Consider the following 14,345-nt stretch of genomic DNA (forward strand, 5'->3'; position numbering starts at 1 on the left):
GATCTCCTTACAGCACTTCAGGGGCGAGCGAGACGATCTTCATGAACTTCTCAGTACGAAGTTCACGGGTCACTGGCCCGAAGATGCGAGTGCCGATCGGCTCTTGCTTGTTGTTCAGCAGAACAGCAGCGTTGCCGTCGAAACGAATGATGGAACCGTCAGCGCGACGAACACCGTGACGGGTGCGCACGACAACAGCGGTCATCACTTGGCCTTTTTTGACCTTACCGCGCGGAATTGCTTCCTTGACAGTAACCTTGATGATGTCACCGATGCCGGCGTAACGACGGTGCGAGCCGCCGAGCACCTTGATGCACATGACGCGACGAGCGCCGCTGTTATCGGCCACATCGAGCATGGATTGAGTCTGAATCATAAAATTTCTCCGACCCCTAGCCCTTAGACTTCAACAGCGCGTTCGAGGACTTCAACCAGTGCCCAGGACTTGGTCTTGGCCAGCGGACGGGTTTCGGTAATCGAAACCTTGTCGCCGATCTTGCACTGGTTGGTTTCGTCGTGCGCGTGCAGCTTAGTCGAACGCTTAACGTATTTACCGTAGATCGGGTGCTTTACGCGACGCTCGATCAGAACGGTGATGGTCTTGTCCATTTTGTCGCTGACGACACGGCCAGTCAGCGTACGGACGGTTTTTTCAGCTTCAGCCATGATCACTTACCTGCCTGCTGGTTGAGCACAGTTTTCACGCGAGCGATGTCACGCTTAACTTGCGAGAGCAGGTGCGACTGCCCCAACTGGCCAGTTGCTTTCTGCATACGCAGATTGAACTGGTCACGCAGCAAGCCGAGCAGTTGCTCGTTCAGCTGCTGTGCCGATTTTTCACGAAGTTCATTCGCTTTCATCACATCACCGTCCGCTTAACAAAGGAGGTGGCGAGAGGCAGCTTTGCAGCAGCCAGGGCGAAAGCTTCGCGCGCCAGCTCTTCAGAAACACCCTCGATCTCGTACAGGACTTTGCCTGGCTGGATCTGGGCAACCCAGTATTCCACGGAGCCCTTACCTTTACCCATACGAACCTCGAGAGGCTTCTTGGAGATCGGCTTGTCCGGGAACACACGGATCCAGATCTTGCCGCCACGTTTAACGTGACGGGTCAGCGCACGACGTGCGGACTCGATCTGGCGAGCGGTGAGGCGACCGCGAGCAACAGCTTTCAGGGCGAACTCGCCGAAGCTGACTTTGCTACCGCGCAGTGCCAGACCACGGTTGTGGCCGGTCATCTGCTTGCGGAATTTTGTACGCTTTGGTTGCAACATTTGGCGTACCCCTTACTTAGCAGCTTTTTTACGAGGCGCTGGTGCTTGTGGTTTCAGTTCTTCTTGGCGACCACCAATAACTTCGCCTTTGAAGATCCAAACCTTCACACCGATCACACCGTAAGTGGTGTGAGCTTCGTAGGTGTTGTAGTCGATATCGGCACGCAGGGTGTGCAGAGGCACACGACCTTCGCGATACCACTCGGTACGAGCAATCTCGGCACCGCCGAGACGACCGCTCACCTGGATCTTGATGCCCTTGGCACCAATACGCATGGCGTTCTGTACGGCGCGCTTCATGGCGCGACGGAACATTACGCGGCGTTCCAGCTGCTGAGCTACGCTCTGCGCAACCAGCATAGCGTCGAGTTCCGGCTTGCGGATCTCTTCGATGTTGATGTGCACAGGCACACCCATCTGCTTGGTCAGGTCCTGACGCAGCTTCTCAACATCTTCACCTTTCTTGCCGATAACGATACCGGGACGAGCAGTGTGGATGGTGATGCGTGCAGTTTGAGCCGGACGATGAATATCGATACGGCTTACGGACGCGCTTTTTAGTTTGTCTTGGAGGTACTCACGTGTTTTCAGATCCTTCAACAGGTAATCTGCGTAAGTAGCACCGTCTGCGTACCAGACGGAGGTGTGCTCCTTGACGATTCCCAGGCGAATGCCAGTGGGATGTACTTTCTGACCCATCTGATCGACTCCGTTACTTGTCCGCAACCTTGACAGTGATATGGCAAGACCGCTTGACGATGCGATCTGCGCGGCCTTTGGCACGCGGCATGATGCGCTTCAGCGAACGCCCTTCGTTGACGAAGACGGTGGAGACCTTCAGGTCATCAACGTCTGCGCCTTCGTTGTGTTCGGCGTTGGCAACGGCCGACTCGAGGACTTTCTTCATGATTTCAGCGGCTTTTTTGCTGCTGAAGGCCAACAGGTTGAGCGCTTCGCCCACCTTCTTCCCGCGGATCTGGTCGGCGACCAAGCGGGCTTTCTGGGCGGAGATGCGAGCGCCCGACAACTTAGCGGCTACTTCCATTTCCTAACCCCTTAACGCTTGGCTTTCTTGTCAGCCACGTGCCCGCGGTAGGTGCGGGTACCGGCAAACTCGCCCAGTTTGTGGCCGACCATGTCTTCGTTCACGAGAACTGGAACATGCAGGCGACCGTTGTGTACCGCGATGGTCAGACCGACCATTTGTGGCAGGATCATCGAACGGCGCGACCAGGTTTTAACTGGCTTGCGATCGTTCTTCTCCACCGCCACTTCGATCTTCTTCAACAGGTGAAGATCGATAAAAGGACCTTTTTTCAGAGAACGTGGCACTGTCGTATCCCTCTAGTTACTTGCGACGACGGACGATCATGTTGTCGGTACGCTTATTACCACGGGTTTTAGCACCCTTGGTTGGGAAGCCCCATGGCGATACCGGATGACGACCACCGGAGGTACGACCTTCACCACCACCATGTGGGTGGTCAACCGGGTTCATGGCAACGCCACGAACGGTTGGGCGAACGCCGCGCCAGCGTTTGGCACCTGCTTTACCCAGCGAACGCAGGCTGTGCTCGGAGTTCGAGACTTCGCCCAGGGTCGCACGGCACTCAGCCAGTACTTTACGCATTTCACCGGAACGCAGACGCAGAGTCACGTATACGCCGTCACGAGCGATCAGCTGAGCCGAAGCACCAGCGGAACGAGCGATCTGAGCACCTTTACCCGGCTTCAGTTCGATGCCGTGAATGGTGCTACCTACTGGGATGTTGCGCAGCTGCAGGGAGTTACCGGCCTTGATTGGGGCCAGGGCACCTGCGATCAGCTGGTCGCCAGCGCTCACGCCTTTAGGGGCGATGATGTAGCGACGCTCACCGTCTGCGTAGCACAGCAGGGCGATGTGAGCAGTACGGTTCGGGTCGTATTCGATACGCTCGACAGTGGCTGGAATGCCATCTTTGTCGTTGCGACGGAAGTCAACCAGACGGTAATGCTGCTTATGACCACCACCAACGTGACGAGTGGTAATGCGGCCATTGTTGTTACGACCACCAGACTTCGATTTCTTCTCGAGCAGCGGTGCGTGAGGAGCGCCTTTGTGCAGCTCCTTGTTGACCACCTTGACCACGAAACGGCGGCCAGGGGAAGTCGGTTTGCATTTAACGATTGCCATGATGCACCCCTTCCTTACTCAGCACTGCTGCTGAAATCGAGATCTTGGCCTGGCTGAAGGGAGACGATCGCCTTCTTCCAGTCATTACGCTTGCCCAGACCACGTGCGGTACGCTTGGTTTTACCCAGAACGTTAACAGTCGACACGTTTTCAACTTTTACGTTGAACAGGCCTTCGACAGCTTTCTTGATTTCCAGCTTGGTTGCGTCGGTAGCAACCTTGAATACGAACTGGCCTTTCTTCTCAGCCAGAACGGTAGCCTTCTCGGAAACGTGCGGGCCAAGGAGGACTTTAAATACGCGTTCCTGGTTCATCCCAGCAGCTCCTCGAATTTCTTCACGGCCGAGACAGTGATCAACACTTTCTCGTATGCGATCAGACTGACCGGGTCGGAACCTTGTACGTCACGTACGTCGACGTGCGGCAGGTTGCGAGCAGCCAGGTACAGGTTCTGATCAACAGCGTCCGAAACGATCAGTACGTCGGTCAGACCCATGCCGTTCAGCTTGTTCAGCAGATCTTTGGTTTTCGGTGCTTCAACAGCGAAGTCCTGAACCACGACCAGACGGTCGCTACGCACCAGCTCAGCGAGGATGGAGCGCAGAGCTGCGCGGTACATCTTCTTGTTGAGCTTCTGCGAGTGATCTTGAGGGCGAGCTGCGAAGGTTACACCACCGCCACGCCAGATCGGACCACGAGTGGTACCAGCACGAGCACGGCCAGTACCCTTCTGACGCCATGGGCGCTTACCGCCACCAGCCACGTCGGAACGGGTCTTTTGCTGCTTGGTGCCCTGACGGCCGCCGGCCATGTAGGCCACGACTGCTTGGTGTACCAGCGTCTCGTTGAATTCGCCACCGAAAGTCAGTTCGGAAACTTCGATCGCCTGAGCGTCATTTACATTGAGTTGCATGTCAGTTTCCCCTTAACCGCGAGCCTTGACAGCTGGACGTACAACCACGTCGCCGCCAGTAGCGCCAGGAACGGCACCCTTGACCAGCAGCAGGTTGCGTTCAGCGTCTACGCGAACTACTTCCAGGGACTGAACAGTCACGCGCTCGGCGCCCATGTGGCCGGACATTTTCTTGCCCTTGAACACACGACCAGGAGTCTGGCACTGGCCGATGGAACCAGGAACACGGTGCGACACGGAGTTACCGTGGGTGTTGTCCTGACCACGGAAGTTCCAGCGCTTGATGGTACCGGCGAAGCCTTTACCTTTGGACTGACCAGTAACGTCTACCAGCTGGCCTGCAGTGAAGAGTTCAGCTTTGATCAGATCGCCAGCCTGGAAATCGCCTTCTTCAAGACGGAACTCCCAAACACCGCGACCAGCGGCAACGTTAGCCTTGGCGAAGTGGCCTGCCTGAGCGGCAGTCACACGCGAAGCACGACGCTCGCCGACAGTGACTTGCACTGCACGGTAGCCATCGGTTTCTTCAGTTTTGAACTGGGTGACACGATTCGGCTCGATCTCAATGACCGTGACCGGAATGGAGACACCTTCTTCGGTGAAAATGCGGGTCATACCGCACTTGCGACCGATTACACCAATAGTCATGTTGTAAACCTCATGAGTGTACGGGGCTTTCACCCGCTATGGCCGCCCATTTCAGAGCGTTACACGACTAGACCGAAGTCTTAGCCGAGGCTGATCTGAACTTCCACACCTGCCGCCAGATCAAGCTTCATCAGCGCGTCAACGGTTTTATCCGTTGGCTGGACGATGTCCAGAACACGCTTATGAGTGCGAATCTCGTACTGGTCACGCGCGTCTTTGTTGACGTGCGGGGAGACCAGAACGGTGAAACGCTCTTTGCGGGTAGGCAGTGGAATCGGACCACGCACTTGTGCACCAGTACGTTTCGCGGTTTCCACGATTTCCTGGGTGGATTGGTCGATCAGGCGATGGTCGAAAGCCTTCAACCTGATTCGGATTTGCTGATTTTGCATTGGATTTCAGACTCCAGGCTGTTCCCAACGGACGCACTACGCCCGCTAAAAGGAGGCGTGATTCTATAGACGCCCCAATTTAGTGTCAACCCAATAAAAAAAGCCCCCGCTGAGCGGAGGCCTTTTTCAATCGGTCGAGTGATTACTCGATGATTTTGGCTACGACGCCGGCGCCGACGGTACGACCGCCTTCACGGATAGCGAAGCGCAGACCGTCTTCCATTGCGATGGTCTTGATCAGGGTAACAGTCATCTGAATGTTGTCACCTGGCATTACCATTTCAACGCCTTCCGGCAGTTCGCAGTTACCGGTCACGTCAGTGGTACGGAAGTAGAACTGAGGACGGTAGCCTTTGAAGAACGGAGTGTGACGGCCGCCTTCTTCCTTCGACAGGACGTAGACTTCTGCGGTGAACTTGGTGTGCGGCTTGACCGAACCTGGCTTGACCAGAACCTGGCCACGCTCAACGTCGTCACGCTTGGTACCACGCAGCAGAACGCCGCAGTTCTCGCCAGCACGGCCTTCGTCCAGCAGCTTGCGGAACATCTCAACACCGGTGCAGGTGGTGGTTTGAGTGTCACGCAGACCAACGATTTCCAGCGGCTCTTGAACGCGGACGATACCACGCTCGATACGGCCGGTAACAACGGTACCACGACCCGAGATCGAGAATACGTCTTCGATTGGCATCAGGAACGGCTTGTCGATAGCGCGCTCTGGCTCTGGGATGTAGCTGTCCAGAGTTTCAACCAGACGCTTGACAGCGGTGGTGCCCATTTCGTTGTCGTCTTTGCCTTCCAGCGCCATACGAGCCGAACCGATGATGATCGGAGTGTCGTCGCCTGGGAAGTCGTAGGTGGACAGCAGGTCGCGAACTTCCATCTCGACCAGTTCCAGCAGCTCAGCGTCGTCTACCAGGTCAGCCTTGTTCAGGAAGACCACGATGTACGGAACGCCAACCTGACGGGACAGCAGGATGTGCTCACGGGTTTGTGGCATCGGACCATCGGCGGCCGAGCAAACCAGGATCGCGCCGTCCATCTGGGCAGCACCGGTGATCATGTTCTTCACGTAGTCAGCGTGACCTGGGCAGTCAACGTGAGCGTAGTGACGAATGTTCGAGTTGTACTCGACGTGAGCGGTGTTGATGGTGATACCGCGCGCTTTTTCTTCCGGAGCCGAGTCGATCTTGTCGAACTCAACGACTGCCGAACCGAAAACTTCGGAGCAGACGCGAGTCAGAGCTGCGGTCAGAGTGGTCTTACCGTGGTCAACGTGGCCGATAGTGCCGACGTTAACGTGGGGAAGGGAACGATCAAATTTTTCTTTAGCCACGACAGTGAACCTCTTGCCTAAAGGGGATTAGCCTTGTTTTTTAACGAGTGCTTCGACGATGTTCGACGGAGCTTCGGCGTATTTGGAGAATTCCATGGAGTAGCTTGCGCGACCCTGAGACATGGAACGAACGTCGGTTGCGTAACCGAACATTTCTCCGAGCGGTACTTCAGCGCGGACGACACGGCCAGAGACCGATTCATCCATACCCTGGACCAGACCACGACGACGGTTCAGGTCACCCATCACGTCACCCAGGTAGTCTTCCGGGGTTACAACTTCGACCTTCATGATCGGCTCGAGAACCACGCCACCGCCCTTCTGGGCCAGTTGCTTGGTCGCCATCGAAGCGGCGATTTTGAACGCCATTTCGTTGGAGTCGACGTCGTGATACGAACCATCGAATACCGCGGCCTTCAGGCCGATCAGAGGATAGCCGGCAACAACGCCGTTCTTCATCTGCTCTTCGATACCCTTCTGGATCGGGGCGATGAATTCCTTAGGAATCACACCACCAACGACTTCGTTGGAGAACACCAGACCTTCGGTGATGTTGCCTTTCTCGTCGACTTCTGGCTCCGAGAAACGGATCCAGCAGTGACCGAACTGACCACGACCGCCCGACTGACGAACGAACTTGCCTTCGATCTCGACGTTGGACTTGGTGATCTTCTCGCGGTACGAAACCTGAGGCTTGCCGATGTTGGCTTCGACGTTGAACTCGCGCTTCATGCGGTCAACGAGGATGTCCAGGTGCAGCTCACCCATGCCCGAGATGATGGTCTGGCCAGTCTCTTCGTCGGTCTTGACGCGGAACGACGGGTCTTCCTGGGCCAGCTTGCCCAGTGCAATACCCATCTTCTCCTGGTCAGCCTTGGTTTTCGGCTCTACGGAGAGCGAAATCACCGGCTCAGGGAAGTCCATACGCTCAAGGATGATTGGCTTGTCGGCGTTGCACAGGGTTTCGCCTGTGGTCACGTCTTTCATGCCGATCAGTGCGGCGATGTCGCCAGCGCGCACTTCCTTGATTTCTTCACGCTGGTTGGCGTGCATCTGCACCATACGACCAACGCGCTCTTTCTTGCCTTTGACCGAGTTGATGACGGAGTCACCGGAGGTCAGAACGCCCGAGTAGACGCGAACGAAGGTCAGAGTACCTACGAACGGGTCAGTTGCGATCTTGAACGCCAGAGCCGAGAACGGCTCGTCGTCGTCGGCGTGACGCACGTCTTTACGAACAGCCGGATCTTCTTTGTCCAGCTCCTTGTCGTCCGGGTTGATACCCTGGATTGCAGGGATCTCGGTCGGAGCAGGCAGGTAGTCGATGACGGCGTCGAGAACCAGGGGAACGCCCTTGTTCTTGAACGACGAACCGCAGACGGCCGGTACGATTTCGCTGGCCAGGGTGCGCGCGCGCAGACCGGCTTTGATCTCTTCGACGGTCAGCTCTTCGCCTTCCAGGTACTTGTTCATCAGCTCTTCGCTGGACTCGGCAGCCGCTTCAACCATGTTGGAGCGCCACTCTTGAGCCAGCTCCAGCATATCGGCAGGAATTTCTTCCTCGCGATAAGTGGTGCCTTTGTCGTCGTCGTTCCAGTAGATAGCCTTCATCTTGATCAGGTCGACCTGACCCTGGAAGTTATCTTCCGAGCCGATGGCCAGCTGAACAGGAACCGGGGTGTGACCCAGGCGGTTCTTGATCTGACCTACGACGCGCAGGAAGTTTGCACCGGCACGGTCCATCTTGTTCACGTAGACAACACGTGGAACGCCGTACTTGTTGGCCTGACGCCATACAGTTTCGGACTGAGGCTCAACGCCGGAGGTACCGCAGAACACAACGACCGCGCCGTCGAGTACGCGCAGCGAACGCTCTACTTCAATGGTGAAGTCAACGTGGCCAGGGGTATCGATAACGTTTACACGGTAGTTGTCATACTGACCAACAGAACCTTTCCAGAAGGTGGTAACGGCAGCGGAGGTAATGGTGATACCCCGCTCCTGCTCCTGCACCATCCAGTCGGTGGTCGCGGCGCCATCATGCACCTCGCCCATCTTGTGGCTCAGGCCTGTGTAGAACAGGATCCGCTCGGTAGTGGTGGTCTTGCCCGCGTCAACGTGGGCACAGATACCAATGTTACGGTAGCGGTTAATTGCTGTAGTACGAGCCATAAAGCCCTCGCAAAATGATTGATGCCTGAATTAGAAGCGGTAGTGCGAGAACGCTTTGTTGGCTTCAGCCATACGGTGAACGTCTTCACGCTTCTTGACTGCAGCACCTTTGCCTTCGGCAGCATCCAGCAGCTCGCCAGCCAGGCGCAGAGCCATCGACTTCTCGCCACGCTTGCGGGCGTAGTCTACGAGCCAGCGCATTGCCAGAGCATTACGACGGGATGGACGAACTTCAACCGGAACCTGGTAAGTGGCACCGCCGACACGACGGGACTTTACTTCGACCAGCGGAGCGATGGCGTCGAGAGCTTTCTCGAAGATTTCCAGGGGGTCGCTGTTCTTGCGCTCTTTGACCTTGTCCAGTGCACCGTAAACGATGCGCTCGGCCACGGCCTTCTTGCCGCTTTCCATCACGTGGTTCATGAACTTGGCGAGGATTTGGGATCCGTATTTAGGATCGTCCAGAATCTCACGTTTTGCTGCTACACGACGTCTTGGCATGATAAGCCCTCAAACGGTCTTCAGGTTAGCCCGGGACGTGGGTCTTCGACCCCTGCCCGACCTTACTCTTATCGACTCAAAAAAATGGATGTGTGCAAACGGCCGATTACTTCGGACGCTTGGTACCGTACTTCGAACGACCCTGGTTACGGCCTTTAACGCCCGAAGTATCCAGAGAGCCGCGAACGGTGTGGTAACGAACACCTGGCAAGTCTTTTACACGGCCGCCACGGATCAGGACGACGCTGTGCTCTTGCAGGTTGTGGCCTTCACCGCCGATGTACGAGGAAACCTCGAAACCGTTGGTCAGACGCACACGGCATACTTTACGCAGTGCCGAGTTAGGTTTTTTCGGCGTGGTGGTGTACACACGGGTGCACACGCCACGACGTTGCGGGCAGTTCTGCAGCGCAGGAACGTCGGATTTCTCGACCGAACGCTTACGCGGCTGACGTACCAGCTGGTTGATAGTTGCCATCTACTAGCTCCACTGATTGTCTTGCGACTCTATTGTCTTGCAAGAAAGCCAAAAATTGGCGAGACGGAGCCTCACCAAATTTAAGGGTACAAAAGTCTACGGAGGATCTTGCACCCAGTCAAGACAAGGCCCCGGCCCTCCTCGCCCGATCATCGGCAACAATTCATGTCACCGATGGCCGTTCGAGGCTTGCCGGGGCCCTGCCCTGTACTTAGTTACCGCTGGAATTCAGCGCTTCGGTCAGTGCGGCTTCCACCTCACTGGCGCTTACACGCAGCGGTTTGTCGGCTTCACGGCGACGCTTGCGCTCGCTGTGGTAGGCCAGACCAGTACCCGCCGGGATCAGACGACCCACGACGACGTTCTCTTTCAGGCCGCGCAGGTAATCGCGCTTGCCGGTTACCGCCGCTTCGGTCAGTACGCGGGTGGTTTCCTGGAAGGAAGCCGCGGAGATGAACGACTCGGTCGACAGCGACGCCTTGGTGATACCCAGCAGCACACGGGTAAACTTCGAGATGAACTTGTCTTCGCCGGCGAGACGCTCGTTCTCGACCAGTACGTGAGTCAGTTCCATCTGGTCGCCCTTGATGAAGCTGGAATCGCCCGACTCGGAGATCTCGACCTTGCGCAGCATCTGACGCAGGATGGTCTCGATGTGCTTGTCGTTGATCTTAACGCCTTGCAGACGGTAAACGTCCTGAATCTCGTTGACGATGTACTTCGCCAGCGCGCTCACACCCAGCAGACGCAGGATGTCGTGCGGATCGCTCGGGCCGTCGGAGATAACTTCGCCGCGGTTTACCTGTTCGCCTTCGAAGACGTTCAGGTGGCGCCACTTCGGAATCAGCTCTTCGTACGGATCGCTACCGTCGGTCGGAGTGATGACCAGACGACGCTTGCCCTTGGTCTCTTTACCGAACGCGATGGTACCGCTGACTTCAGCCAGAATCGAGGCTTCTTTCGGACGACGCGCTTCGAACAAGTCAGCTACGCGTGGCAGACCACCGGTGATGTCACGGGTCTTCGACGTTTCTTGCGGGATACGCGCGATAACGTCACCAACACCGATCTGAGCACCGTCAGCAACACCCACCAAGGCGTTGGCTGGCAGGAAGTACTGCGCCGGTACGTCGGTACCTGGCAGGTACAGGTCCTTGCCATTGGCGTCGACCATCTTGATTGCCGGACGGATTTCCTTGCCTGCGGCAGGGCGATCCTTGACGTCCAGTACTTCAATGTTGGTCAGGCCGGTCAGTTCGTCGGTCTGACGCTTGATGGTGATGTTTTCTTCCATGCCCACGAAGGTCACGGTACCTTTCAGCTCGGTAACGATCGGGTGGGTGTGCGGGTCCCACTTGGCGACGATGGCGCCAGCTTCGACCTTCTCGCCTTCCTTGACCGAAATTACCGCACCGTAAGGCAGCTTGTAACGCTCACGCTCACGACCGAATTCGTCGGCAATGGCCAGCTCGCCGGAACGCGAAACAGCAACCAGGTTGCCATCGGCGCGCACGACATGCTTCAGGTTGTGCAGACGTACCATACCGCCGTTCTTCACCTGGACGCTGTCGGCAGCCGAAGTACGGCTTGCAGCACCACCGATGTGGAACGTACGCATGGTCAGCTGGGTACCCGGCTCACCGATCGACTGTGCAGCGATAACGCCGACAGCTTCACCGATGTTCACCTGGTGACCGCGCGCCAGGTCACGACCGTAGCACTTGGCGCAGATACCGAAGCGGGTTTCGCAGTTGATCGGCGAACGCACGATAACTTCGTCGATGCTGTTGAGCTCGATGAACTCGACCCACTGCTCGTCTACCAGGGTACCGGCCGGAACGATGACGTCCTCGGTGCCTGGCTTGAACACGTCGCGGGCGATGACACGGCCCAGTACACGCTCACCCAACGGCTCTACAACGTCACCGCCTTCAATGTGCGGAGTCATCAGCAAGCCATGGTCGGTACCGCAGTCGATCTCGGTCACAACCAGGTCTTGCGCAACGTCCACCAGACGACGGGTCAGGTAACCGGAGTTCGCAGTCTTCAAGGCGGTATCCGCCAGACCTTTACGAGCACCGTGAGTCGAGATGAAGTACTGGAGTACGCTCAGACCTTCACGGAAGTTCGCGGTGATCGGCGTCTCGATGATCGAGCCGTCCGGCTTGGCCATCAGGCCACGCATACCGGCCAGCTGACGGATCTGGGCTGCGGAACCCCGCGCACCGGAGTCAGCCATCATGTACATCGAGTTGAAGGACTCTTGCTCGACTTCCTTGCCTTCGCGGTCGATGACCTTCTCTTTCGAGAGGTTGGCCATCATCGCCTTGGACACTTCGTCGTTCGCCTTCGACCACAAGTCGATGACCTTGTTGTACTTCTCGCCCTGGGTTACCAGGCCGGAGGCGTACTGGCTCTCGATTTCCTTCACTTCATCGGTAGCGCTGTTGATGATGCGCGCTTTCTCATCCGGGATGACAAAGTCGTTCACACCAATGGACACGCCAGAGATGGTGGAGTAAGCGAAACCGGTGTACATCAGCTGGTCGGCGAAGATAACGGTCTCTTTCAGACCAACCACGCGGTAGCACTGGTTGATCAGCTTGGAGATCGCCTTTTTCTTCATCGGCTGGTTGACGACATCGTACGGCAGGCCTGCTGGCACAACCTGGAACAGCAGCGCACGGCCGACAGTGGTGTCGACGATACGGGTGTTCTTGGTCGAGCTGCCATCACGGTCATTCACGGTCTCGTTGATACGGACCTTGATTTTCGCGTGCAGGGCAGCTTCGCCGGCGCGGAATACGCGGTCGACTTCCTGCAGGTCGGCGAATACGCGACCCTCGCCCTTGGCGTTGATGGCTTCACGGGTCATGTAGTACAGACCCAGTACAACGTCCTGCGACGGAACGATGATTGGCTCACCGTTGGCTGGCGACAGAATGTTGTTGGTCGACATCATCAGCGCGCGCGCTTCGAGCTGAGCTTCCAGGGTCAGCGGCACGTGAACGGCCATCTGGTCACCGTCGAAGTCGGCGTTGTACGCGGCACAGACCAGCGGGTGAAGCTGGATGGCCTTACCTTCGATGAGCACAGGCTCGAACGCCTGGATACCCAGACGGTGAAGGGTCGGTGCACGGTTGAGCAGTACGGGGTGTTCGCGAATCACTTCAGCGAGAACGTCCCACACCTCTGGCAGCTCGCGCTCGACCATCTTCTTGGCAGCTTTGATGGTGGTCGCCAGACCACGCATTTCCAGCTTGCCGAAAATGAACGGCTTGAACAGCTCGAGGGCCATCTTCTTCGGCAGACCGCACTGGTGCAGACGCAGGGTCGGGCCTACGGTAATTACCGAACGACCGGAGTAGTCAACACGCTTACCGAGCAAGTTCTGACGGAAGCGACCTTGCTTACCTTTGATCATGTCGGCCAGGGACTTCAGCGGACGCTTGTTCGAGCCAGTGATGGCGCGACCGCGACGGCCGTTGTCCAGCAGGGCGTCGACCGCCTCCTGCAGCATGCGCTTTTCGTTGCGCACGATGATGTCCGGCGCGGACAGATCGAGCAGGCGCTTCAGACGGTTGTTACGGTTGATCACCCGACGATACAGGTCGTTCAGGTCGGAGGTCGCGAAGCGGCCGCCATCCAGCGGTACCAGCGGACGCAGGTCCGGCGGCAGCACTGGCAGGACGGTCAGGACCATCCACTCAGGCAGGTTGCCCGAGCCCTGGAAAGCTTCCATCAGCTTCAGGCGCTTGGACAGCTTCTTGATCTTGGTTTCCGAGTTGGTCTGCGGAATCTCTTCACGCAGGCGACCGATCTCGTGCTCCAGGTCGATAGCGTGCAGCAGCTCGCGGACAGCCTCGGCACCCATGCGGGCGTCGAAGTCGTCACCGAACTCTTCCAGCGCTTCGAAGTACTGCTCATCGTTCAGCAGCTGACCCTTTTCCAGGGTGGTCATGCCCGGGTCGATAACGACGTAGCTCTCGAAGTAGAGAACGCGCTCGATATCACGCAGGGTCATGTCCATCAGCAGGCCGATACGGGACGGCAGCGACTTCAGGAACCAGATGTGGGCAACCGGCGAGGCCAGTTCGATGTGCGCCATGCGCTCACGACGAACCTTGGCCAGGGCAACTTCAACGCCACACTTCTCGCAGATTACGCCGCGGTGCTTGAGGCGCTTGTACTTGCCGCACAGGCACTCGTAGTCCTTGACTGGGCCAAAGATCTTGGCGCAGAACAGGCCGTCACGCTCAGGTTTGAACGTACGGTAGTTGATGGTTTCCGGCTTCTTAACTTCACCGAACGACCACGAACGGATCATCTCAGGTGACGCCAGCCCGATACGGATGGCGTCGAACTCTTCGACTTGACCCTGGTTTTTCAGCAAATTCAGTAGGTCTTTCAAGGCCTTTCCTCCTGGCGGAGCAGGGAGCGGGCAATACCTGCCCCACTC

The 14,345-nt window shown here is 57.2% G+C and carries 17 protein-coding genes; all 17 read right to left on the minus strand.

The window, feature by feature from the left end; all coding sequences use genetic code 11:
• Positions 1-7 precede the first annotated feature (7 nt).
• The 17 genes from rplN to rpoC all read right to left on the minus strand — a co-directional run bounded on the left by rplN (position 8) and on the right by rpoC (position 14,297).
• Positions 8-376: a 50S ribosomal protein L14 gene (gene rplN / locus ABOC32_RS00720; protein ID WP_002555479.1), complete on the minus strand. Its 369-nt coding sequence runs from the start codon at positions 374-376 to the stop codon at positions 8-10.
• 23 nt (positions 377-399) lie between these two features.
• Positions 400-666, minus strand: a complete 267-nt coding sequence (gene rpsQ, locus ABOC32_RS00725) for a 30S ribosomal protein S17 (protein ID WP_023534981.1) — start codon at positions 664-666, stop codon at positions 400-402.
• Between the two features lie 2 nt (positions 667-668).
• A complete protein-coding gene (gene rpmC, locus ABOC32_RS00730) occupies positions 669-860 on the minus strand; it encodes a 50S ribosomal protein L29 (protein ID WP_002555481.1) in 192 nt (63 codons plus the stop codon).
• Positions 860-1,273 carry a 50S ribosomal protein L16 gene (rplP, locus tag ABOC32_RS00735; RefSeq protein WP_003255479.1) on the minus strand — a complete coding sequence of 138 codons (414 nt, stop codon included), beginning with the start codon at positions 1,271-1,273 and terminating at the stop codon, positions 860-862. Before rplP ends, rpmC begins: the two co-directional genes overlap by 1 nt.
• Before the next feature lie 12 nt (positions 1,274-1,285).
• Positions 1,286-1,972 (minus strand): 30S ribosomal protein S3, encoded by a 687-nt coding sequence (gene rpsC, locus ABOC32_RS00740; RefSeq protein ID WP_003255481.1) that lies wholly within the window; start codon positions 1,970-1,972, stop codon positions 1,286-1,288.
• 13 nt (positions 1,973-1,985) lie between these two features.
• Positions 1,986-2,318 carry a 50S ribosomal protein L22 gene (rplV, locus tag ABOC32_RS00745; RefSeq protein WP_003103908.1) on the minus strand — a complete coding sequence of 111 codons (333 nt, stop codon included), beginning with the start codon at positions 2,316-2,318 and terminating at the stop codon, positions 1,986-1,988.
• Between the two features lie 11 nt (positions 2,319-2,329).
• Positions 2,330-2,605, minus strand: a complete 276-nt coding sequence (gene rpsS / locus ABOC32_RS00750) for a 30S ribosomal protein S19 (RefSeq protein WP_234229346.1) — start codon at positions 2,603-2,605, stop codon at positions 2,330-2,332.
• Between the two features lie 16 nt (positions 2,606-2,621).
• Complete coding sequence (gene rplB / locus ABOC32_RS00755) at positions 2,622-3,446, minus strand: 50S ribosomal protein L2 (protein WP_016393391.1); 825 nt, start codon at positions 3,444-3,446, stop codon at positions 2,622-2,624.
• Between the two features lie 14 nt (positions 3,447-3,460).
• Complete coding sequence (gene rplW, locus ABOC32_RS00760) at positions 3,461-3,760, minus strand: 50S ribosomal protein L23 (RefSeq protein WP_003255484.1); 300 nt, start codon at positions 3,758-3,760, stop codon at positions 3,461-3,463.
• Positions 3,757-4,359: a 50S ribosomal protein L4 gene (gene rplD / locus ABOC32_RS00765; protein WP_086974835.1), complete on the minus strand. Its 603-nt coding sequence runs from the start codon at positions 4,357-4,359 to the stop codon at positions 3,757-3,759. Before rplD ends, rplW begins: the two co-directional genes overlap by 4 nt.
• Positions 4,360-4,371: 12 nt before the next feature.
• The gene (rplC, locus tag ABOC32_RS00770; RefSeq protein ID WP_003257089.1) at positions 4,372-5,007 is read right to left on the minus strand and encodes a 50S ribosomal protein L3; all 636 of its coding nucleotides are present in this window, start codon (positions 5,005-5,007) and stop codon (positions 4,372-4,374) included.
• A gap of 80 nt (positions 5,008-5,087) precedes the next feature.
• Positions 5,088-5,399, minus strand: a complete 312-nt coding sequence (gene rpsJ, locus ABOC32_RS00775) for a 30S ribosomal protein S10 (RefSeq protein ID WP_003186070.1) — start codon at positions 5,397-5,399, stop codon at positions 5,088-5,090.
• A gap of 142 nt (positions 5,400-5,541) precedes the next feature.
• Positions 5,542-6,735 carry an elongation factor Tu gene (tuf, locus tag ABOC32_RS00780; RefSeq protein WP_086974834.1) on the minus strand — a complete coding sequence of 398 codons (1,194 nt, stop codon included), beginning with the start codon at positions 6,733-6,735 and terminating at the stop codon, positions 5,542-5,544.
• A 27-nt stretch (positions 6,736-6,762) separates the two neighbouring features.
• A complete protein-coding gene (fusA, locus tag ABOC32_RS00785) occupies positions 6,763-8,907 on the minus strand; it encodes an elongation factor G (RefSeq protein ID WP_063426234.1) in 2,145 nt (714 codons plus the stop codon).
• A gap of 30 nt (positions 8,908-8,937) precedes the next feature.
• Positions 8,938-9,408 carry a 30S ribosomal protein S7 gene (gene rpsG, locus ABOC32_RS00790; RefSeq protein WP_008089143.1) on the minus strand — a complete coding sequence of 157 codons (471 nt, stop codon included), beginning with the start codon at positions 9,406-9,408 and terminating at the stop codon, positions 8,938-8,940.
• A gap of 106 nt (positions 9,409-9,514) precedes the next feature.
• Positions 9,515-9,886: a 30S ribosomal protein S12 gene (rpsL, locus tag ABOC32_RS00795; protein ID WP_003255492.1), complete on the minus strand. Its 372-nt coding sequence runs from the start codon at positions 9,884-9,886 to the stop codon at positions 9,515-9,517.
• A 211-nt stretch (positions 9,887-10,097) separates the two neighbouring features.
• Positions 10,098-14,297, minus strand: a complete 4,200-nt coding sequence (gene rpoC, locus ABOC32_RS00800) for a DNA-directed RNA polymerase subunit beta' (protein WP_063426236.1) — start codon at positions 14,295-14,297, stop codon at positions 10,098-10,100.
• Between the last annotated feature and the right edge of the window lie 48 nt (positions 14,298-14,345).

It is taken from the genome of Pseudomonas sp. WOUb67, from assembly GCF_050058005.1.
In the GTDB taxonomy this organism is placed as follows: domain Bacteria; phylum Pseudomonadota; class Gammaproteobacteria; order Pseudomonadales; family Pseudomonadaceae; genus Aquipseudomonas; species Aquipseudomonas putida_R.

Bases quoted from the DNA above. Each gene is read 5' to 3' on its own strand.
- rplN (WP_002555479.1), bottom strand. From the start codon at position 376: ATGATTCAGACTCAATCCATGCTCGATGTGGCCGATAACAGCGGCGCT.
- rpsQ (WP_023534981.1), bottom strand. From the start codon at position 666: ATGGCTGAAGCTGAAAAAACCGTCCGTACGCTGACTGGCCGTGTCGTC.
- rpmC (WP_002555481.1), bottom strand. From the start codon at position 860: ATGAAAGCGAATGAACTTCGTGAAAAATCGGCACAGCAGCTGAACGAG.
- rplP (WP_003255479.1), bottom strand. From the start codon at position 1,273: ATGTTGCAACCAAAGCGTACAAAATTCCGCAAGCAGATGACCGGCCAC.
- rpsC (WP_003255481.1), bottom strand. From the start codon at position 1,972: ATGGGTCAGAAAGTACATCCCACTGGCATTCGCCTGGGAATCGTCAAG.
- rplV (WP_003103908.1), bottom strand. From the start codon at position 2,318: ATGGAAGTAGCCGCTAAGTTGTCGGGCGCTCGCATCTCCGCCCAGAAA.
- rplB (WP_016393391.1), bottom strand. From the start codon at position 3,446: ATGGCAATCGTTAAATGCAAACCGACTTCCCCTGGCCGCCGTTTCGTG.
- rplW (WP_003255484.1), bottom strand. From the start codon at position 3,760: ATGAACCAGGAACGCGTATTTAAAGTCCTCCTTGGCCCGCACGTTTCC.
- rplD (WP_086974835.1), bottom strand. From the start codon at position 4,359: ATGCAACTCAATGTAAATGACGCTCAGGCGATCGAAGTTTCCGAACTG.
- rplC (WP_003257089.1), bottom strand. From the start codon at position 5,007: ATGACTATTGGTGTAATCGGTCGCAAGTGCGGTATGACCCGCATTTTC.
- rpsJ (WP_003186070.1), bottom strand. From the start codon at position 5,399: ATGCAAAATCAGCAAATCCGAATCAGGTTGAAGGCTTTCGACCATCGC.
- fusA (WP_063426234.1), bottom strand. From the start codon at position 8,907: ATGGCTCGTACTACAGCAATTAACCGCTACCGTAACATTGGTATCTGT.
- rpsG (WP_008089143.1), bottom strand. From the start codon at position 9,408: ATGCCAAGACGTCGTGTAGCAGCAAAACGTGAGATTCTGGACGATCCT.
- rpsL (WP_003255492.1), bottom strand. From the start codon at position 9,886: ATGGCAACTATCAACCAGCTGGTACGTCAGCCGCGTAAGCGTTCGGTC.